The sequence below is a fragment of the Desulforhabdus sp. TSK genome, from assembly GCF_022836495.1.
Taxonomy (GTDB): Bacteria; Desulfobacterota; Syntrophobacteria; order Syntrophobacterales; family Syntrophobacteraceae; genus Desulforhabdus.
Window position 1 is genome coordinate 118,422 of record NZ_BQXM01000007.1, and the last position, 21,064, is coordinate 139,485.

Below are 21,064 nucleotides of genomic sequence, written 5' to 3' on the forward strand. Positions count from 1 at the left end.
AATGGAATCCATCATGCCACAAACCGCGCCGCTTGAACCCCTGCAGCATCAGGAAGCTACGACCCGATCCCATCAGCCGGCAGAGGCCGACCTGCTGCTCTTGAACGGAACGGTTTTGACGCTCAACGAGAAACAGCAAAGCTTCCTCCCCGGAGCCGTGGCCATCGGAGGGGGAGTCATCCTGGAGGTAGGGCCCTCCGACTCCGTCGCCGCGCGATATCGAGCGAAAAAGACCCTGGACGTGGAGGGGTGCACGGTTCTGCCGGGCCTCATCAACGGGCACACCCACGCTGCCATGACCCTCTTTCGAGGTCTCGCCGACGACCTCCCCCTCATGGAATGGCTGCAGCAGCATATCTTCCCCGCCGAGCAGCGCCTGACAGCCGAATGGGTCTACTGGGGAACGCTCCTGGCCTGCGCCGAAATGATTTTATCGGGCACCACGACCTTTTGCGACATGTATCTCTTCGAGGACAAGGTGGCTCAGGCCGCCAGGAAAGCCGGCATGCGCGCCCTTGTGGGAGAGGTGCTGTACGATTTTCCATCGCCCCACTACGGCCCGGTGGAAAAGGGGCTGCAGTTTACGGAGTCGCTCATCGAGGAATGGAAAGGGGATCCTCTCGTCCGTATTGCGGTGGAACCGCACGCCATTTACACGTGCTCGCCCCAGCTCCTGCAGCGATGCACCGGCCTGGCCGAACGGCATGCGGTTCCCCTCATCATGCACCTCTCGGAAACTCAAACCGAAGTCGATCAATGCCTCGGGCAGCATGGATGCCGCCCTGTCGCTCACCTGGAGCGCCTCGGCCTTTTGAGCTCAAGCCTCATCGCGGACCACTGCGTCGCCCTGGATGCCGGGGACATGGACCTCCTGGCACGGTACGACGTCCAGGTGATCCACAACCCCGAAAGCAACATGAAGCTGGCCTCGGGCATTGCCCCCGTGCCCCAGCTCCTGGCCATGGGCGTCAATGTCGCGCTGGGCACCGACGGGTGCGCCAGCAATAACGATTTGGACCTTTTTGGAGAGATGGATACCTGTGCCAAGCTCCACAAGGTGGCTCAACGCGACCCCACGGCTCTTCCAGCACCCGCAACCCTCCAGATGGCCACGCGCAACGGCGCGCGAGCCTTGGGCCTGGGCGGCCGACTGGGAGAGCTCACCCCCGGGAGCCTGGCGGACATTATCGTCGTGGAATTCCGGAAGCCCCATCTGACTCCCGTCTTCGATCCCGTGAGCCACCTGGTCTATGCAGCCCGCGGATCCGACGTGCGGCACAGTATCATTCACGGTCGTCTGGTCATGGAAGACCGCAGGATACAGACTTTCGACATGAACGAGGTCATGGACCATGTGCGCAGCTTCGCCCGTGCCCTTCGCTCCCGGGGGTGACATGGACTCGCCTTCCACACCCCGGGAAGTCGACCAGCTCCTGACCCACGTCGACTGGGTCGTCACCTGCGATGCGTCCATGCGGTGCATCCCCAACGGTGCGGTGGCCATCGACGGCGACAGCCTGGTGGCCGTAGGACCGACGGATGAAGTCCAGGCGGCATTTCGTGGACGCCGGGAGATGGACCTGAAAAGGCACCTCCTGCTGCCCGGTCTCATCAACACCCATACCCACGCTGCCATGAGCCTTTTCAGGGGCATGGGAAGCGACCTGCCCCTGGATCGCTGGCTGCAGGAGGTCATCTTCCCCGCGGAATCCCTCCATGTGAATCCTGAGCTGGTCTACTGGGGTAGTCTCCTCGCGACGGTGGAAATGCTGAAAAACGGGATCACCACTTTCTGCGACGGGTACTTCCATGAAGAAGCAACCGTCTCGGCCGCCCTGGATTCGGGAATGCGGGCCGTGCTGGGGCAGGGCATCCTGGATTTCCCATCGCCTGACCAGCCGGACCCCGGCCGTTCGAGGGAGCGGGCAGAAACGTTTCTCTCCAAATTTCCGGCAGGAACGGATCGCATACGCCCTTCCCTCTTTTGCCACGCCCCCTACACGTGCTGCGCCGAGACCCTGCAGTGGGTCAAGGCCCTCTGCCGTGACCAGGGGATACTTTTTCAAATGCACCTTTCCGAAACAGCGGGCGAAGTCAAGAGAATGGTCCAGGAACACGGCACAAGTCCTGTCCGCTACCTGGACCAACTGGGAATCCTGGACTCGGCAACACTGGTGGCCCACGCCGTCTGGCTGCAGCCGGATGAAATCGAGCTCCTGGCGCTTCGGGGGGTCGGTGTTTCCCATAATGCCGAAAGCAACATGAAGCTCGCCTCGGGCATCGCCCCAGTGAGGCAGCTCCTCGCACAGGGAGTCCGCGTGGGGCTGGGTACCGACGGATGCGCCAGCAACAACGACCTGGACCTCTTCACCGAAATGGACAGGGCATCCAAGCTGCAAAAGGTCGCATCCCTGGACCCCACGGCCGCACCCGCTCCTGAAATTCTGAGCATGGCCACGCGGCAGGGAGCCTCTCTCCTGGGCTGGGGCCGGGAAATCGGAAGCCTCGAGATGGGCAGGAAGGCCGATCTCGTGGCCATCGATCTGGACCAGCCGCACCTCACCCCCCTTTATCACCCCATATCCCAACTGGTTTATGCGGCACAGGGAAGCGACGTTCGGCATGTATGGATCGACGGGCGGCACATCGTGGACGGAGGCTGCGTCAAGAGTGTGGTGGAAGCCAAAGTAATGCGGGAAGCGGCAAGAATCGCCCGCAAAGTTTTCCATCGCGGCAATCCCGTCCGCTGTACTTAACGGTCATGAACACCACGATGTTCACCCCCGTCAATAAAATCCCCCCTGCCCCCTTTTGCAAAGGGGGATTGAGGGGGATTTTCACGGTAATTCAGGAAGCGTGTCATGCGCCAAAAACATAAGATCCTCCTGGTCGATGACGAAGCACCGTTTCGATCGGCCCTGCGTCGTCTCCTGGAAAAAAGTCATACCGTCCTTGAAGCCGATACGGGTACGAAAGCGCTGGAGCTTGCTCAAAAGGAGGAGCCGGACCTCATTCTGCTGGATATCGGACTTCCTGACACCAGCGGCCTGGAGCTGCTTCCCCGATTCAAGGAGCTTCGGCCCTCCCCCACCGTCGTGATGATCACGGCGTACGAGCAAGTGAGAGACGTGGTCACTTCCATCAAGCGCGGTGCCTTCGACTACCTCGTCAAGCCCGTCGATGTGGATGAATTCGAGGTGACCATCCAGAAGGCCCTGGAGCATTCCGGCCTGCGCAACGAAGTGGATCGCCTCCGGCAGGAGGTGCAGAGATTGCGGGGGGTGGATCACCTCATTGGGCAGGATCCCACCTTCCTCGCCGCGCAGATGCTGGCCGTCAAGAGCGCTCAAAGCAGGGACGCAGGGGTGCTCATCCAGGGTGAAAGCGGAGCCGGCAAGGAGCTCTTCGCCCGTCTCATTCACAACAACAGCCCACGGGCCGCCTACCCCTTTGTGGCGTTGAACTGCGCCGCTTTCAGCCGGGAAATCATAGAAAGCGAGCTCTTCGGCTACGAAAAGGGTGCCTTCACCGGAGCCAAGATCGAAGGAAAATCAGGCCTGCTTCAGGTGGCGGACGGCGGGACCCTTTTCCTGGACGAAGTGGTGGACCTGCACCCGGAAATCCAGGCCAAGCTCCTGCGAGTCCTGGAAGATGGTGAATTCTACCCGGTGGGAGGAACCCGCAAGCGGAAGGTGGACATCCGTATTGTCTCCGCCTGCAACCAGGATCTGTGGGAAGCCTCGGAACAGGGCAGATTCCGCAAGGACCTTTTTTTTCGCCTGGCGACCATTCGGATTGAACTGCCGCCCCTGAGGCAGCGCCGGGAGGACATCCTCCCCCTGGCTCTTTTTTTCATGGAGGGGTTCAACGACAAGTATGGAAAGCATTTCAGGAGGATCAGCCGCAATGCCGAAGAGATCCTCCTGCAGCACGCCTGGCCGGGAAATGTGCGAGAGCTGCGGAACACCATCGAACGCGTTGTTCTCCTGGAGAATGACGAGACCATTTTGGGAAGCCATCTGCGTTTTCTGGCAGCCCCTTCCGGGGAACAGACCGCTCCCTCCGCCGAAGGGCTGCACATCCAACTGCCCGAAGGGGGCATCTCCCTGGACGAAATAGAAAAACAAATCATCCTCAACGCCTGCGATCGATGTCAGGGCAATAAATCGAAGGCGGCACGGTTCCTGAGAATCCCCCGGCACATTCTGCTGTACCGCATGAAAAAATACGGAATTGAAATGTGAAGAAAATCCTCCATTTCCCGCCCATTTTGAAGAATATTATCCACTAATCCTTTAAACAATTGGATTTATTTCTGTTTATTTTAATAATCCCCTTCATGAAAACATTCTTCCACGGCAAACAGAGAGAATATTCTCCAAATATCCTCGGGCATGCCCCAAGGACGCTTCGTCAGGAAGGTGCGGCAACAAGGCGTTTCATTCCCTTTGAACAATGGCATGATCAATGCAAAGCATTGTCAGCAAGGAGGCGGAATGTGGAACCTGAACATCGCGTGCTGGTTGTTGAATCTGACGCTCCTTTAAAACGCTCTTTGGAAAATTTTTTGGAACGGGCCGGGTATATCTTTGACTGCTGTTCATCTGCCCGCGAAGCGTTGAGCCTCGTCAATGAATTTCATCATGATGTTGTGATTGTGGAATATCTCCTTCCCGATGCGAATGCTGCAGCTCTGTTGGAACAGTTGAAGCGGATTGTCCCTCATGCGGCGACGATAATGATTTCTGAATATGATTTTCGAGTGATTGCTGACGAGCTGGTTCGAGTTGAAGTGGAATCGTTCTTGAAGAAGCCCTTTGATGTTGTTGATTTTGAAGTTGCTCTCTCTTCTGCCTGTATGGATAGCTGCCTCTCGAGCGAAGAAACGAATCGGTTTTTCGATGTATACCATGAAGGTGTACCTGGAGCCCCTTTGAAGTAGGGAACTTTCGGAGTATCGACTTGTGTCGTCCCTTGTTTTCCATCGGTTGGTGCTTTTGATGACTGTGAGAGGATTTTGAAGATCGTTTTCTCTATCAACTGACTGTGCCTTTGCCATTCCCCGTTGAATTGCGCGTTCCTTCTGGTTGTATGTTGAATTCGAGCGACTGTGGAGTGTGGAAGTTGTTGTTCTCTGTGCTGCGTGGAAGTTCATGCGAATCCCGGCGATGACGTGTTGAAAGTTGAATTGCGTGCTGGTGGCTGAGTCTGTGCCGCGTCTTGGTTTTTCGAAAATCCGAGAGTCCCCTGAAACCAGTTGAAAGGCCGTGAGGAAATTCCTCACGGCCTTTTGAATTTTTGAGCCCCAAACACCATCTTGTTCCCATTCGCTCAAGATCCCCGAAAAACTCTTGCACAACTCCTCACAAAAGGGTTAGATGAATGGAAAACGGAGCCAATCTATATCTTCAAGAGGAGAGAAGACATGGAAACACAGAAACTTGAGTTGATTGAGAAGATGGAAACAAAGGGAATGACCGTTGCCCAGGCGGCGAAGTCCATGGAATTCGACGCGGAGCTGCTGGAGCTTTATCTCCACAAGGATGCGTACCCCGTTCCTCAAAGGATACTGGACAAACTGGCCCAGGTCGTCAACAACTGACCGCGAGGGCAGTCATACCTGCCTGTCCCACTCCCATTGTCACCCCCTGGCCGACTCCGCGGCAGCCCAGCGGAATCGGCCTTTCTTTTTCACTCGCATCAAAACGCACAAGCAATCAGGAGATTACGCAATTATTTTCACAACTTGACAGCCAGAGACCTTAGTGATAACAAGCACATACCATAGGGATGTGAAGGAAGACAGCCGGGCTCACCATGGGACCGCCCGAGGTGTGGAGATAGCATTGGATCGGCAGGAGGCTCGAACAACGTTTTTCGAACGGCTTGAGGAGATGTCTGATGAAATACGAAGAAAGCTTTGAGAGACGACTGGAAAAGAAGGGAATATCGAGAAGGGACTTCATGAAATATTGTGGAATTTTATCAGCCACAATGGGTCTCTCCTCGGGTTTCGCACCCAAAATCGCCCAGGCGCTTGCATCCCCCAAGCGTCCACCGGTCGTGTGGCTGGCCTTTGCCGAGTGCACGGGCTGTGCGGAATCTGCTTTGCGCACGACCTATCCCTGGATCGATGAACTGCTGCTCGACATCATCTCCATGGATTACCACGAAACCATCATGGCCCCGTCGGGGGATGCCGCCGAGAAATCCCTCCATGACACCATCACCCAGAATCAGGGCAAGTTCATCTGCATAGTGGACGGCTCCATCCCCACCGCCGACAACGGCATCTACGGCATGATCAGGGGGAAGAGTTTTCTCGACATAGCCAAGGAAGTCTGCCCCAAGGCACTGGCCACCATCTGCATCGGGACATGCGCCTCCTACGGGGGCATTCCGGCGGCCGCCCCCAATCCTACTGGAGCCAAATCCGTGAAAGAGGCCATTGGAATCGACACCCTCAACATCCCCGGATGCCCCCCCAACCCCGTCAACCTGGTGGGAACCGTCGTGAATTATCTCCTTTTTGGAAAGCTTCCCGACCTGGACGACAAGGGAAGACCTCTTTTTGCCTATGGCAAGACCATCCATGATCTGTGCCCACGGCGCTCCCATTTTGAAAACGGCGAATTCGTCACATCCTTTGAATCCGACGAGGCCAGACGGGGCTTCTGCCTCTACCAGATGGGCTGCAAGGGACCGGAAACCTACAACAACTGCCCGACGGTCAAGTTCAATGAAGGCACCAGTTGGCCCGTTCAGGCGGGGCATCCCTGCATCGGGTGCAGTGAGCCCGGATTCTGGGACAACATGTCTCCCTTCTACAAGCCCCTATAGATTCCCTGGATGGTGGAAGCCGCCTGTTTCGGGCCGCAACCGGAATGCACCGTCTTATAGACATTGAGGAGAACCAACGATGGGACAAAGAGTTGTCATAGACCCTATCACGCGTATCGAGGGTCATCTGCGCATAGAAGTGGAAGTCACCAATGGAAAAGTCAGCAACGCCTGGAGCAGTGCGACTCTATTTCGAGGTCTGGAGCTCATTTTGAAGGGGCGGGACCCTAGAGACGCCTACCTTTTCACCCAGAGATCCTGCGGAGTCTGCACCTATGTACACGGCCTCGCATCCGTCCGCGCCGTCGACAATGCCGCCGGCATCACCATTCCCGACAATGCCCGGCTCATCCGCAACCTTCTGCTGGGCGCGCAATTCCTGCACGATCACATCGTCCATTTCTATCACCTCCACGCCCTGGACTGGGTGGACGTTGTCAGCGCCATCAAGGCAGACCCGAAGAAGACTGCCGATCTGGCCAACCAGGTTTCCAGCGCGGGAAACAGCGGGGTCAACGATTTCAAACAGGTGCAGGCCCGCCTGAAAAAGCTCGTGGAGAGCGGTCAACTGGGCATCTTCGCCAACGGCTACTGGGGACACCCGGCTTACAAGCTTTCCCCCGAGGTGAACCTCATCGCCACCTCGCACTACCTGGAAGCCCTCCGCCAGCAGGCCCGGACAGCACGGCTCCACGCCATTTTCGGGGGGAAGAACCCTCACCCGCAAAGCCTTGTCGTGGGCGGCGTGACCTGTGCGACAGACCTGAATGCCGACCGCATCTCCGAATTCAAGTATCTCTGGAAAGAGACGATGGACTTCGTCAACAACGTCTACCTGCCGGATGTCGTTGCGGTGGCGGGCTTTTACAAAGACTGGGCCAAAATCGGGGGCACCACCAACTTCCTCGTTTACGGCGAATTCCCGCAAAGCGCCAAGGAGCCCGACAGCTTCATGTTTCCCAGGGGCGCTGTTTTCAAGCGCAACCTCGGCCAGATCCAGCCCGTGGACATGGCGCTGGTGGAAGAGCACGTCAAGCACAGCTGGTACGAAGGCGACCAGGCGCTTCATCCCTCCAAGGGTGAAACCAAGCCCAAATACGAACAGCTGGATGTGGGGAACCGCTACAGCTGGATGAAGGCCCCGCGCTACAAGGGCGAGCCCATGGAAGTCGGCCCGTTGGCGCGCGTCCTGGTGGCCTACGGAAAGGGCCACGAACCCACCCGAAAGACTGTGGATGGTCTTCTGAAGAAGCTGGGGGTTCCTCAGGAAGCCCTATTTTCCACCCTGGGAAGAACGGCAGCCAGGGCTCTGGAAACCAAGATCATCGGCGATGCCATGGAAGGCTGGCTCAACCAGTTGGTGGAGAACATCAAGAAGGGAGACACAAAGATCTACCAGGACTATCAGATGCCGGCTGAAGCCATGGGAGCCGGTCTCAACGACGTGCCCCGCGGCGCCCTGGGACACTGGGTGGATATCAAGGAACAGAAGATCAACAACTTCCAGCTGGTGGTGCCGTCCACCTGGAACCTCGGTCCGCGATGCGCACAAAACAAAATGGGCCCCGTGGAAGAGGCCCTTGTGGGCACTCCCGTGGCGGATCCCAAACGCCCCGTGGAAATCCTCCGCACGGTCCATTCTTTCGACCCCTGCATCGCCTGCGGCGTCCATGTGATCGATCCTCGGACGAACGAGGTCTACAAATTTAAAGTTGTCTAACGGTCTTTTTTTGGATACTGGTCATCAGGATGTCCAGGGGGACCCGGTGCTGAGCCGGGTCCCCGTTTTTGAAGGCTCGAATGGTTGAGCCCAGATGCCGGAGCCCCCAGCGGCCCGGCGAACACTGTAAACAAAGGGAGTGCTGGAACGCAATGGACCTTCCTCATGGATCGGATGGCCCTGACGACCGGAACTGCACGAGGGCGATCCTGGTGCTGGGAGTGGGGAATACCCTGCTCCGGGATGAGGGGATCGGAGTCAAAATCGTCCAGAAGCTCGAAGCCGAGTATGTATTTTCCCCCAATGTGGAATTGATGGATGGAGGCACGCTGGGCATTCGGCTCCTCGATCCCATCGCCCGGGCCCACTACCTCATCGTCGTGGATGCGGTGCAGAATGGGCAGCCTCCCGGAACGATCTACCGCCTCCCGGCGGAAGAACTGGAGAAAAGAGTGACCTTCAAGAACTCCCTCCACCAGTTGGATCTCGTGGAAAGCCTCGCCTATGCCGAAATACTCGGGAACCGCCCTTATGGGGTCATCCTGGGAATCGAGCCGGAGGATATTTCCCCCTGGGGAACGGAATTGACGGCCACGATCGAGGCCCGTGTGCCCGAGCTCTCCGCCAGAGTCCTGGAAGAAATCGAGCGGGCGGGGGGAAGCTACAGGGCCAGAATCCCGTCTGCGGATCCTATGCAATAGAATAGAAAGGAGCTCTCTCATGTGCCTGGCCATTCCCGCGGAGGTCATTCACATCGAAGATGAAATGGCAACGGTGCGCGTCGGTGAAGCACTGCGTAAAGCCTCCCTCATGCTGCTCCCGGAGCCGGCGGAGCTCGGGGACTATGTCATTGTCCACGCCGGGTTTGCACTCCACAAGGTGGACCCTGAGGAAGCCCGGGAATCCCTGCGCCTTCTCAGAGAACTGGCATCCGCCGCGGATGAAGAGGGGTTGAACTGAGGGACTTCTCCGACTGTCCCCGGGGTGACCATGCAGATTGGCATCCGGTGACAAGAAGTGACTCCGTTCAAATAGAGAGCTTTCACAAGCAATCGCAGCTCTATGGAATCATTGCAACATTTTATGACTCTATGCTATATGAATGATTCATTATTTCAAATTGCCATGCGCAGCTCCTCCTCATCACGCAAAGGATGACAGGACGATGCGACCGAGATGGAGGGCTTGAAGCATCAGAGGGAAACCTGCCCAGATGGAAGAGACCATGATGGAAAATTCACGCTGCCTTCAAAGCGTTAACCTCTGCAGAAATTCGTCATTTAGCGATTGTGCGCCCAAGAGGCTTGGTGGTCATGACAGGACACACCCCGCATGGACGGCCACGGTGATAAAAACACACAAGGAGGGGCTCAACTCATGAAGAAGTTTCTGGTTTTCCTTCTCGCTGCACTGATGCTCAGTTCCATGCGACCCGTGTCATCCAGTGCTCAAACGGAAACGAACAAGGTTACCATCAAGGTGATGACCCATGCGAGCATGTACAACCGGACCAACGTCATATCCAAATTGTACATGAACAACCATCCGAACGTTAACGTCGTGGTTGAAAAAACGCCCCTGGTTCAGGATGCTCTGGCCTCGGTAGTCGATCAATCCATCGATGTCATCATGGCTTCCCGCGTCTTGACAGACCAGGAAAGTGAAGCTGCGGCGAAAAAGGGTGTTCAGCTCCATGAGAGGCTCATCGGCTATGGTGGAGTCGTCATCGTTACGGACCGCTCCAATCCCGTCAATGACCTCACCCTCAACCAGGTGAAGAGGCTGCTCACGGGAGAAATCACCAACTGGAAGGATATTGGCGGGCAGGATCAGCCCGTGAAGGTCGTCAGAACGGGAGACACCTTCCCTGGAACGAATGTTTTCATGGAGAACGAAGTTTTGAAAGGCGCTCCCATCGTGAAGGACGCCACGGTGGTGCCGGATTTCGTCAAAATGATGTCCACCGTGTCTCAGACGCCCGGGTCCATTGGCTTCGTGAGAATCAGGGATGCCTTTGAATCGTCGTCTGCGTCCGACACGCCCGTCAAGATCCTGAAAATCAGGAGCAGTGCGGCGGTTGTCGCCGTCATGCCCTCCAGAGAGAACCTCGCGAGCGGCGTGTATCCCATCAAGCGCCCCTATTTCCTGTATCATCGACCGAATGCCAAAGCTGAAGTCGCCAACTACGTCGACTTCGTGCTGGGAAAAGGATGGGGATCCGAGCTCTAAGAGGCTGTCTAAAAAATGAGTCAATCACTCTGAGCATGGACATTTTTTCGTCATTCCGGCAGGCTTTTAGCCGGAATCCAGCCCAGCGAAAAACTTGGATTCCGGCTAAAAGACTGCCGAAATGACGAGCAAACGAATTCTTAGACAGTCAGTTAGCACCCTCATCAATCTGTCCTGCTGAAGGCATAAAGAGCCGGCCAAAGCTCTTTATGCCTTTCCTTCACTTTGAATTCCCCATTTGCGATTCAAATATGTCGCCCTAATTCATCTCGATTTCCGTCTGAATGGGCTTGTAGAAATAGGAGATCCGGCCCGATCCGGCACCTTCCGCGTAGTCCAGGAGCAAATTGACGGGGTCGAGGTTCCAGAAGCACTTTTTGGCCCCCTGATCCGGTTCGAGAGGCCGGCCGTACTGCTGCGTCAAAACATCCCTGAGCCGGTTATAGTTTTCGAGGGATTTGAAATAGATCATGACATTGTAGAAACGGTCTTTGTGAAAGCCATAGACCAGGCTTTCGACCGCCACGTCCTCTACCTTCAGCTCCTCGTTCTTTTTCTTGTAGAATTTGAGGTCCCCCTCCTGTGCGAGAAGCTCGTAGCGTGCAGGGTCATCCAGGGGCTTTCCCCATTTCAGATCCCTGAATGCATCCGTTCTTTCCACACTGGACGCGCTGCAGGCAAAGATCGCCATACAAAAAACCAACACTCCCAGGACACCCGTCGGGTACAGTACCATCCAACACTTTGGAACACTTCTCATGGATTTTCCTTTAGCAGATCACTCTTCCGATTCATCCGTTTCCACTTCGAGGGCCAGATGCCGCTGGAGAAATGCCAGCAACCGCTTGCCGTCTTCCGTGGGCAGCCACCCCAGTCCACCGCACTCGGGGCATTCCACCACATCGGAGTGGTTTCCCAGGGAAACCTGTCCTTCTCCCCAACAGTTCCAGCATTTGAATTCCAGATCGGGCAATGTCATGGCTCTATTCTTTCTCTTCCTTTCAGGAGCGTGAGGTTCTCCGGGATACACCCCTGTCGCCTCATGGAGACTTTGTTCGATGCATCAAAAATACGCATGCCCCGGCGTTCTGGGAAAAGGGATGACTTCCCGTATATTGGGGAGCCCGGTGGCGAATTGAATCAGCCGCTCCAGCCCGAGGCCAAAGCCGGCATGGGGCACGGACCCAAACTCCCTGAGCTCCACATACCAGCGGTAGTCTTCGGTGGATATTCCCTTCAGCTCCATTTGCTGCAGGAGCATGTCGAGGCGCTCTTCCCTTTGAGACCCACCGATGATTTCCCCGATTCCCGGCACGAGAATGTCCATGGCAGCGACAGTTTTTTCGTCGTCGTTGACTCTCATATAAAAGGGTTTGAGGTGACGCGGAAAATGAACAAGGGCGACAGGCTTTTCGAAAATTTTCTCGGTCAGAAAGCGCTCGTGCTCCGCCTGCAGGTCCATTCCCCATTTCACGGGGAATGCGAAAGTCTCCCCCGCCTTTTTGAGCTGTTCCACCGCTTCCGTATAGGTCACTGTTTCGAAAGGAGTCTGCAGCGTCCTCTCGAGATTCTCCCGCAGCCCCGGTTCGATGAATCGACTGAAGAACTCCAGGTCTTCGTTGCAGTCCGTCAGGACGACCTGAAGGAGGTTTTTGATGAGAGCCTGGGCCACCTCCAGGTCCTCCTGCAAATCGCAGAAGGCCATTTCCGGCTCCACCATCCAAAATTCGGCCAAGTGGCGGCTGGTGTTGGAATTTTCCGCGCGAAAGGTCGGTCCAAAGGTGTAGACACGGCCCAGGGCCAGGGCGTAGATTTCTGCCTGAAGCTGCCCGCTGACAGTCAGATAGGCCGGTTTTCCGAAGAAATCTGGCACGTTGGCGTCACCTGCCTCTGGAGCAGCCACATCATCGCGGGAGGGCGGAGTCGTGACACGAAACACTTCTCCCGCGCCTTCACAGTCGCTGGAAGTGATGATGGGGGTATGAAGATAAAAGAATCCCCGTTCCTGAAAAAACTGGTGAACGGCGAAGCTCAAACGGCTCCGCACCCGCGCCACGGCCCCGAGGGTGTTGGTCCGAGGCCGAAGATGCCCGATCTGGCGAAGGAATTCGAAGGAATGCCTCTTCTTTTGCAGCGGATAGGTCGCCGGATCCGCCCCTCCAAAGAGGCGGATAGAGGCGGCGTGCATTTCAACGGACTGGCCCTTCCCCGGCGAAGCCTGGAGGACCCCCTCCACCTGGATGCCGGCCCCCGTGGTGACAGACCGCAGCGTTTCGACAAGCTCCGGACGCGCCAGTTCCACAATGACCTGCAGGTTCTTCAGGCACGAGCCGTCGTTGACTTCAATGAAGCTGATGCCCGCCTTGGAATCCCGGCGGGTGCGGACCCAGCCCTGCACCCGGATCGTCTGCCCCACTAAGCGCTGTTCCTCCCGGAAAAGGTCGGCGATGCGCAGAGCCTCTTTCATAGATCCTCTATCCTTTCTTGGCGGCGTTACCGCCGTCGCCATCCTCTGGGATACGATGCTTCAAACCTGAATATTCTTATCAACATCCGAAGCGCGCCACAAGGAAAGAAACAAGGAGGCTACAGCACTTGCGCCTTGCCCCATGGCTTGGAGCGGGGGACGTGCTCCAGCCCTTCAGACCTCGGCGTCGCCCTTGATTTTCTTGAATTTGGGAGATTCCGTGATGCGTCTCGACTCGGCCGCTTCCACATCCTCCCGGGTGAGGTGGATTTCCCCGCATTCGGGGCAAGTCACGTTGACATGCTCTCCCACCGTCCGTTCCCGGATCTGGTCCACCGTCATGTGGCCTATGGACCCGCACCGGGTATCCACCCGCTCGGCGCGCACCCACACCCTTCCGTCTTCCTTCTTCATAAGCCGCTCCACTTTTGTACCCGGTAAGGCGACGGCCCCAGGGCTCTGACCGTTTCCGTCATCTCCCGCACGGAAGCGGCAAAACGCTCCGCTTCCGAGGAAGAGCACCACACCAACCGGAATCGTTCGGGCTCGAGCCCCATGGCATCGAGCATTTCCACGACAACGGCCATTCGCCGCCGCGCCTTCTCATTGCCATCCACGTAATGGCATTCTCCTGGGTGGCACCCCATGACCATCACGCCATCGGCCCCCTTCTGGAAGGCTTCCACCACGAGATTGGGATGCACCATCCCCGAGCACATCACCCGGATGATGCGCAGGTTGGGAGGATACTGCAACCGGGCGATGCCCGCCAGATCGGCGGCGGCATACGAGCACCAGTTGCAGTCGAATGCGAGAATGACAGGTTCGAAGAGCAAATTTTTACCTCGCCATGGGCCATCAGGCAATAGCGTTCAGAGCGGCGTCCACCTGGGCTGAAAGCTGGCGATACGTGAACCCGCCGACCTCCACCCCATCCTTGGGGCAGGTGGCCTGGCAGGCCCCGCAGCCTTTGCATCTGGCCGTGTGGACGGCGATGATCTTCCGGTCTTCCTCTCCCGGAACATTCTCCAGGGTGATGGCATGATAGGGGCACACATCCAGGCAAAGGGCGCATCCGTCACATGTCGCCGGATTCACACGCGCCTTGACGGAATCGAGGAGAATGCGCCCATTGCTCAGCACCGTCACGGCACGGGCCACCGCAGCCTGGGCCTGCACGACGGATTCTTCAATGGGCTTGGGGTAGTGGGCCAGGCCGGCAAGGAACAGGCCGTCCGTGGCGAAATCCACGGGGCGGAGCTTGGCATGCGCTTCCTGGACAAAGCCATCGGCATCGACAGGGATTTTGTAAAGGCGGGCCAGATCGGCAATGTCCGGGTTGGAAACAATCGCCGTCGCCAAAATGACGACATCCGCCGGAATGCGCAGGGGCTCATGCAGCACGTGGTCCCAGACCACCACGCTCACCTCATCGTCCTGAATGAGAACATTGGGCTTTTCGTGGAGCTCGTAATTGATGAAAACCACCCCCAAGTCACGGGCACGCTTGTAGAGCTCTTCCCGCTGGCCGTAGGCGCGGATGTCCCGGTAGAGGATGTAGACGCTTCGGGACGGATCTTCTTCCTTGAGCACAATGGCCGACTGAATGGAATGCGTACAGCAGACCTTGGAACAGTAAGGCCGTGCCGGTTCTCTCGATCCCACACACTGGATGAAGACGAAGCTCTGCCCATACCGCACACGCTCGTCCCCCACCAGGTGGAGCTTGTCGAATTCGAGGGCCGTGAGGACCTTCTGGGAATGCTCGTAGCCGTAGACGTCGGATTTGTAAGCCTCTCCGCCGGTGGCGATGACGGCCACGCCATGATCCACCGTGGTGCTCCCCGCATGCTTCCGGATCGTGGAACGGAAATGCCCCACCGCTCCCTCTGCATGAATGACGGTGCTCTTGAGGTGCACGGTAATGTGCTCATGGTCCCTGATCCGCCGAGAGCACTGCTCCACAAAACCCGGAATGGATTCATTCTTCCAGGTCCTGGAAAGATGGCGCGCATTGCCTCCCAGCTGCGAGCTCTTTTCCACGAGATGCACCGAGAAGCCCTGGTCTGCCAGTCCCAGGGCGGACACCATCCCGGCAACCCCTCCTCCGATGACCAGCGCCTGGGGGATCACTCCCACCGAAACAGGGGGCAGGGCTTCCAGGAGACCCGCTTTGGCCGTGGCCATGCGCACCAGGTCCCGAGCCTTGGCCGTGGCGGCTTCGGGACAGGCCGCATGCACCCAGGCCCCCTGATTGCGGATATTGGCCATTTCAAAAAGGTTTTCGTTGAGCCCGGACGCCTTGAGGGTCTCGCGGAAGAGGGGCTCGTGCGTGCGGGGAGTACACGCCGCCACCACGACGCGGTTCAAAGACTTCTCTCGAATCGTCCGGCGCATGGCATCCTGGGAATCCTGGGAACAGGTGAAGAGATTCCGCTCCACGTGGACGACGGAAGGCAGACCGGCCGCATAGTCCGCAACGTCCGCTACATCCACCACGCCCGCGATGTTGGAGCCGCAATGGCAGATGAAGACTCCGACGCGGGGCTCCTGGATGCCCGTATCCTCTTCCAGGGGAAAGTCCTTCTGACGGGTCCGACTGTACCTGACGTCCATGAGGGCCATGGTGGCGGCGGCGGCAGCGGCGGAGCCCTCCACGACAGACTGGGGGATGTCCTTGGGACCGGAAAAGGTTCCGCAGGCATAGATTCCGGGGCGGCTCGTGGCCGTGGGGGCAAAGGAGGATGTGACGGCAAACCCGTTCCCGTTGAGCTCGACTCCCGTTCGTTCGGCAAGGGATCGGCATCCGGCATGGGCTTCCATGCCCACTGAAAGGACAACCAGGTCGAAGGACTCTTCCGCCTGCTTCCCCTGGTCCGTGATATAGCGAAAAGTGATGCCGTCGTTTCTTTCAGAGGGCTCCAGGGAATACACGCGGCAACGGTAAAAACGTATTCCCTTCTCCCTGGCCCGCTCGTAAGTGCGCTCGAAGCCCTTTCCGAACGTCCTCATATCGAGGAAGAAAATCGAAACCTCCAGGTCCGGGTCCTGCTCCCGGGCGATCATGGCCTCCTTGAGGGCGGACATGCAGCACACGGAGGAGCAGTAGCCGTGGGAGGCCTTGTTGTAGTCGCGGCTGCCCACACATTGCAGGAAAGCGATTTTTCGGACCTTTTTCCCGTCGCCGGGGCGAAGGAGACGCCCGCCCGACGGTCCGGAGGCTGACAGCATGGGCTCCAGGTCCACGGAGCGGATGACGTGGGGAAAGAGCCCATATCCCCAGGTCCTTATTCCCGAAGGGTCGAAGGGATGGAAGCCCGGAGCGAGAATGATGGACCCCACCTCCAGGGAGATGATTCGCGAGGTGTCGTCAAAGCGGATGGCGCCGGCAGGACAGACCTTTTCACAGGCACCGCAGCGGCCTTCCCGCAGGTATAGGCAGATTTGGGGATCGATCTGGTACTTCAGAGGGACCGCTTGGGGATATTTCAGATAGGCAGCCTTGCGCGGAGCGATCCCACCGTGGGATTCCAGCGCGCTTTCCGCAGGACAGACCCGCGCACATTCGCCGCAGGCGATGCACTTATCCATGTCCACGTAACGGGGGCTTTCCCTGAGAGTCACCACGAAATCGCCCACCTCGCCCTCCACCCGCTCCACTTCCGTCAGAGTCAGGATTTCAATGTTCAAGTGCCGACCGCACTCGACCAATCGCGGGGAGAGAATTCAAAGGGAGCATTCGTTGGAGGGAAACACCTTGTCCCAATGGGTCATGGAACCGCCGATGGCACCCGAGCGCTCCGCCAGGTAGACAAAAAAGCCGCCATTGGCGAGGTCCAATGCCGCCTGCATGCCGGCTATCCCTCCCCCTACCACCAGGACTGCACCACTTTTTTCCTTCAGCATGATCTTGACCTACATTTGTACGGCAAACCATCCCGCCCTTCTTCCCTCGGGAGAGCACCCCGTCAGGAAACGGCAGGTCCCGTCACGAGGGAATCGGCCACCAGCTCCCACAGGTACTTGACGCCGAGATCCAGGTCATATTCCTTGCAGAGGCTGCTGACGATCTGATCCCTGCAGTTGTGACAGGAGGTGATGACCCATCGAGCCCGGCTCTGCTTCAACTGGCGGGCCTTGAGCCTCCCGTGGTAAACGCGCTCCTCCTTGAAGGGTGTCGCCCAGATCCCCCCACCCGCTCCACAGCAGTAGCTCCCTTCCCTGTCCGGAAACATGTCCACAAACTGGGGAGCACACTGCCGCACAATCCAGCGCGGCTCCTCAAAATAGCCCTGGCCGAAGGCCTTCAGGGAATTGCGGCCGTAGTTGCAGGGATCGTGGTAGGTGGTGAGCTCCGGATGGCGCGAAGAATCGACCCGAATGCGTCCCTTCTGGAGATAGTCCACGAGAAGATCGATGACCGAAATGACTTTGAAATGCTTGGCTTCTTCCTGAAACCAGCGGCTCAACCCGTACCGGGTTGCAAAGTAGCCGTGGCCTCATTCCGGCAGGAGCAAGGTCCTGCATCCCAAGCGCACCATGTTTGCCACCAGGTTCCCCACGATGCCCTTCATGGCTTCGTCGTCCCCGGTGTAGAGCCCCCAGTTGACCCCCTCCCAGCATTGGGAGGGCAGGGTCCAGGATTCCCCCGCGGCAGAAAAGATCTTCCACCAGGACTTCATGGCTGCAGGCTCGGCGAAAGCTTCCTTGGAATTGAGGGTCACCAGCAGATTGGCCCCTGGGCGGTCGATGGGGACTTCAAAATCGGGATAGCCTTCGTCCCGCATCTCGCGGCCCATCTCCTGCAAGAGCGCAATGAAATCCTCCCTGGGAATGCCCAGATTGTTCCCCTTTTCGAGGCACATGAGCACACCCTTTTGCAGAGATCCCGGGACCTTCTTACGATCTCTCAGCCCGCGCACCCTGCGGAGGAACGCCACGATCTCCACATTCATGGGACAGACTTCTTCACACTTCCCACACAGAGTGCACTTCCAGGGCCACTGGGATGCAATCAGATCCTCTTCCCGCCCCAGGACAGCCATCCGTATGGCTTTGCGGGGATCCATGCCGTCCACTCCCGAAATGGGGCACGCCCCGGCGCAGCTCCCGCACGTGACACAGGCGTCCCCCCAGTCGGCGTCGGGAAGCAGGCGGGCCGAACGCCCTCCGATTTCCGCCACGTCCTTTTCCTGACAGGTCATCTCGCGGCTCATCACCGGGCTGCCGGGCAAGTACTTCAGCTTCAGACTGGATCGGTCGATGCCGAATTCCCGGCAGAGGCGGGCAAAATCATTTTCCGTGATGAGGTACCGCTTCCCGGCCATTTGGCGTGCGGGCAGCTTTCCGCCGTTGATCCAATTGCGCACGGTGTTACGGTGCACTCCCAGATGGTCCGCCAGCTCCCCCACTCGAATGACGATCATCTCCGCTCCCTGCCCCTTCCCATCAGCCGCTCCGCCGCGGCTGAACTTTGCGGATTATAGCATAAGCTCCATGTGCAGATTGTGCATTTTTATCCATCCCGCACTACTGTGTCAACAGGTTCCTCCGGGAAGGCACATCTGCCCGGAGCATCTCAACACGTGGAAGGGAAGGCGGTCGGGGTCAATGAAGATTTTTTTTCGGGGAATGCCCACGAGATGTTCATGGGGTGGATATCTGATTCGCGGCAGGCAGCTTAGGGACTCCGTCGTTGCTGAAATACCGTTTGCTGCCCCTTCACCTCCATTGGAAGGGGAAGGATTGCGTTCGTCATTCCGGCATGCTTTAAGCCGGAATGACGAAAAATGGTATCCTGGTAATTTATAAGTCTCTTAAATGTCCATCCTATCACGACGATGCCAGCTCAATGAGCCCTTTGTCCGATGCAGCGGCCCGACCAATGAGAGCGGCATCGTGTACTCCCCCTGCATGGAGGTCATCCACCAGCGCGGCGGCCATCTTCTCGGGCAGAGCAATGAGGAGCCCACCGGAAGTTTGGGCGTCCGCCAGAATATCCAGGAGCATCGGATCCACCCCCTCAGACCGGCGCACCTGGTGGGAGCAGAAGTTCCGGTTGGAGAAACTTCCCGCGGGAACCAGTCCCATTTGGACCGAATCCATGACTCCAGGAAGGAGTGGGACCGTTTCGGCAAAAAGCGTGATGGCCATCCGGCTGCCTGTGGCCATCTCCAGCATGTGGCCCAGAAGCCCAAAGCCGGTGACGTCGGTGCAGGCGTTCACGGGATATGCGGCCATGATCTCGGCGGCTCTCCTGTTGAGAGTCGCCATCGTTTCGACGGCTCGACGCTCCGCTTCCTTGGAAACCAAGTCTGCTTTGATGGCTGTGACCAGCACTCCGGTACCCAGCGGTTTTGTCAGAATGATGGCATCCCCGGGCTTCACGGCGGCATTGGTGAGTACCTTGTCGGGATGCACCAAGCCTGTGACGGAGAGACCATACTTGATCTCCGGGTCCTCCACGCTGTGCCCGCCCACAAGCGCCGCTCCGGCTTCGTGGATTTTTTCCAGCCCGCCGCGAAGGATCTCCCTCAAAATCGCTTTATCCATGGTCTTGACCGGAAAACAGACCACGTTCATCACCGTCAGAGGACGTCCCCCCATGGCGTAGACATCGCTGAGGGAATTGGCCGCCGCAATGCGGCCAAAGTCGTACGGGTCGTTCACGACAGGCGTAATGAAGTCAATCGTTTGAACCAGTGCCACGTCCTCCGACAGGCGATACACACCGGCATCGTCGGACGTTTCTCTCCCCACGAGAAGATTGGGATCATCTTCCAGAGGCAGACCTTCCAGAATATCCGCTAAGTCCCCCGGACCGATTTTTGCCGCTCAACCGGCCGCGCGAACAGTTTTTGCCAATTCTACAGGCTTCTCCGCCATCCATCACTCCTGTTGGCTTTGAGCTACATTACGGTAATGACCTTATCCGCCAGTTGCAGCGCGGTGACAATGTCGAGCATGTTGGTGGTCTCTCCCACCTGCTTCTTCTCAAGGAGCTCAAAGTGATGGAGACAGGTGCCGCAGACGAGGATTTTCCTGCGCCGCGGAATTGTCGACGAGGATGCTCACCCGGGCGACATTGCCCCGCTCCAGGACTTCCCTGGTTTTCAAAACCGGGCTCGGACATGCCAACCCGCGACAATCCAGTTTTTCTTCGATCATTGCTTTCCTCTGCCAAACTTCTCCCACCCGGTAAAAATCCGGACTCCACCGAAGCCCTTCCCATTGCGTCAATGATATTGCTTAACTGCAAGAGGGCATGGATACAAATCGTTAATTCCGATGTCATTGCGTCGATGTATTGTAAAAATGAATGGAAGGCAGATTTCTATCGGCGGGATTGAGCCTCACCGAGCTCATGTCCACTTTGGATGGCAGCGAGGCGAATCATTTCTAAAGGCAGGCATTCGAACAAGAGGAAAGCCTCCCACCCTCCCGGAGGTACGGCCCGACACTGCGGACCCCGCCGGATTCGTAGATCACCAGCGTCTCGGCGAAGGCCTCTATGTCTTCGGGATCATGAGTGATCATGATGACGGGAATATCGAACCTGGCCTGGATTTCGGAGAGCTCCCTGCGGAGCTTCACGCGCAGGAGGGTGTCCAGGGCCGAAAAGGGCTCGTCCAGGAGGAGGATGTCCGGCTTGCAGACCAGAGCGCGCGCCAGGGCCACACGCTGCTTTTGGCCTCCCGAAAGATCGAAGGGAAAGCTCTGCGCCAGGTGGGAGATCTCGAAGAGATCGAGGATCTCCTGAAGGCGGCGCCTGTCCGGCTTGGAAAGGCGCCATCGGAAGCCCTTCTTCA

Annotated in this window: 20 protein-coding genes; 10 read left to right on the forward strand and 10 right to left on the reverse strand. The window is 57.8% G+C overall.

The features are described 5' to 3' along the window. Positions 1-13: 13 nt before the first annotated feature. From MWC30_RS06285 to MWC30_RS06330, 10 genes are all read left to right on the forward strand, one after another. Complete coding sequence (locus tag MWC30_RS06285) at positions 14-1,393, forward strand: amidohydrolase (RefSeq protein ID WP_244083304.1); 1,380 nt, start codon at positions 14-16, stop codon at positions 1,391-1,393. After that, positions 1,353-2,756, forward strand: coding sequence for an amidohydrolase (locus MWC30_RS06290; protein WP_244083305.1), 1,404 nt, complete (start codon positions 1,353-1,355; stop codon positions 2,754-2,756). Before MWC30_RS06285 ends, MWC30_RS06290 begins: the two co-directional genes overlap by 41 nt. Positions 2,757-2,861: 105 nt before the next feature. After that, positions 2,862-4,244 (forward strand): sigma-54 dependent transcriptional regulator, encoded by a 1,383-nt coding sequence (locus tag MWC30_RS06295; protein ID WP_244083306.1) that lies wholly within the window; start codon positions 2,862-2,864, stop codon positions 4,242-4,244. Positions 4,245-4,339: 95 nt separating this feature from the next. Beyond that, positions 4,340-4,942, forward strand: a complete 603-nt coding sequence (locus MWC30_RS06300) for a response regulator (protein WP_244083307.1) — start codon at positions 4,340-4,342, stop codon at positions 4,940-4,942. A gap of 483 nt (positions 4,943-5,425) precedes the next feature. Then, positions 5,426-5,602, forward strand: coding sequence for a hypothetical protein (locus MWC30_RS06305; RefSeq protein ID WP_244083308.1), 177 nt, complete (start codon positions 5,426-5,428; stop codon positions 5,600-5,602). 299 nt (positions 5,603-5,901) lie between these two features. After that, positions 5,902-6,840 (forward strand): hydrogenase small subunit, encoded by a 939-nt coding sequence (locus MWC30_RS06310; RefSeq protein WP_244083309.1) that lies wholly within the window; start codon positions 5,902-5,904, stop codon positions 6,838-6,840. Positions 6,841-6,919: 79 nt separating this feature from the next. Next, a complete protein-coding gene (locus tag MWC30_RS06315; protein WP_244083310.1) occupies positions 6,920-8,560 on the forward strand; it encodes a nickel-dependent hydrogenase large subunit in 1,641 nt (546 codons plus the stop codon). A 152-nt stretch (positions 8,561-8,712) separates the two neighbouring features. After that, complete coding sequence (locus MWC30_RS06320) at positions 8,713-9,261, forward strand: HyaD/HybD family hydrogenase maturation endopeptidase (RefSeq protein WP_244083311.1); 549 nt, start codon at positions 8,713-8,715, stop codon at positions 9,259-9,261. A gap of 19 nt (positions 9,262-9,280) precedes the next feature. Then, a complete protein-coding gene (locus MWC30_RS06325; RefSeq protein WP_244083312.1) occupies positions 9,281-9,520 on the forward strand; it encodes a HypC/HybG/HupF family hydrogenase formation chaperone in 240 nt (79 codons plus the stop codon). 417 nt (positions 9,521-9,937) lie between these two features. Next, a complete protein-coding gene (locus tag MWC30_RS06330) occupies positions 9,938-10,789 on the forward strand; it encodes a PstS family phosphate ABC transporter substrate-binding protein (protein ID WP_244083313.1) in 852 nt (283 codons plus the stop codon). Between the two features lie 259 nt (positions 10,790-11,048). On the opposite strand, the gene MWC30_RS06335 is transcribed toward MWC30_RS06330, so the two are convergent. The 10 genes from MWC30_RS06335 to MWC30_RS06390 all read right to left on the reverse strand — a co-directional run. Further along, the gene (locus tag MWC30_RS06335; protein ID WP_244083314.1) at positions 11,049-11,549 is read right to left on the reverse strand and encodes a hypothetical protein; all 501 of its coding nucleotides are present in this window, start codon (positions 11,547-11,549) and stop codon (positions 11,049-11,051) included. 18 nt (positions 11,550-11,567) lie between these two features. After that, entirely contained in the window at positions 11,568-11,768 is a 201-nt protein-coding gene (locus tag MWC30_RS06340; protein ID WP_244083315.1) for a hypothetical protein, read from the reverse strand. Between the two features lie 84 nt (positions 11,769-11,852). After that, positions 11,853-13,256 (reverse strand): asparagine--tRNA ligase, encoded by a 1,404-nt coding sequence (gene asnS / locus MWC30_RS06345; RefSeq protein WP_244083316.1) that lies wholly within the window; start codon positions 13,254-13,256, stop codon positions 11,853-11,855. 174 nt (positions 13,257-13,430) lie between these two features. Then, a complete protein-coding gene (locus MWC30_RS06350; RefSeq protein WP_244083317.1) occupies positions 13,431-13,670 on the reverse strand; it encodes a hypothetical protein in 240 nt (79 codons plus the stop codon). After that, complete coding sequence (locus MWC30_RS06355; protein WP_244083318.1) at positions 13,667-14,092, reverse strand: hydrogenase iron-sulfur subunit; 426 nt, start codon at positions 14,090-14,092, stop codon at positions 13,667-13,669. The genes MWC30_RS06350 and MWC30_RS06355 overlap by 4 nt, the downstream gene beginning before the upstream one ends. 22 nt (positions 14,093-14,114) lie before the next feature. Then, a complete protein-coding gene (locus MWC30_RS06360) occupies positions 14,115-17,162 on the reverse strand; it encodes an FAD-dependent oxidoreductase (protein ID WP_254006159.1) in 3,048 nt (1,015 codons plus the stop codon). Positions 17,163-17,224: 62 nt separating this feature from the next. Next, the gene (locus MWC30_RS22720) at positions 17,225-18,682 is read right to left on the reverse strand and encodes a 4Fe-4S dicluster domain-containing protein (protein WP_272495884.1); all 1,458 of its coding nucleotides are present in this window, start codon (positions 18,680-18,682) and stop codon (positions 17,225-17,227) included. 406 nt (positions 18,683-19,088) lie between these two features. Continuing rightward, entirely contained in the window at positions 19,089-20,141 is a 1,053-nt protein-coding gene (gene selD, locus MWC30_RS06380; RefSeq protein ID WP_254006160.1) for a selenide, water dikinase SelD, read from the reverse strand. Positions 20,142-20,258: 117 nt separating this feature from the next. Further along, positions 20,259-20,423, reverse strand: a complete 165-nt coding sequence (locus MWC30_RS06385) for a sulfurtransferase TusA family protein (protein WP_244083323.1) — start codon at positions 20,421-20,423, stop codon at positions 20,259-20,261. A gap of 231 nt (positions 20,424-20,654) precedes the next feature. After that, a partial coding sequence (locus MWC30_RS06390) for an ATP-binding cassette domain-containing protein (RefSeq protein WP_244083324.1) occupies positions 20,655-21,064 on the reverse strand: 410 nt, incomplete at its 5' end.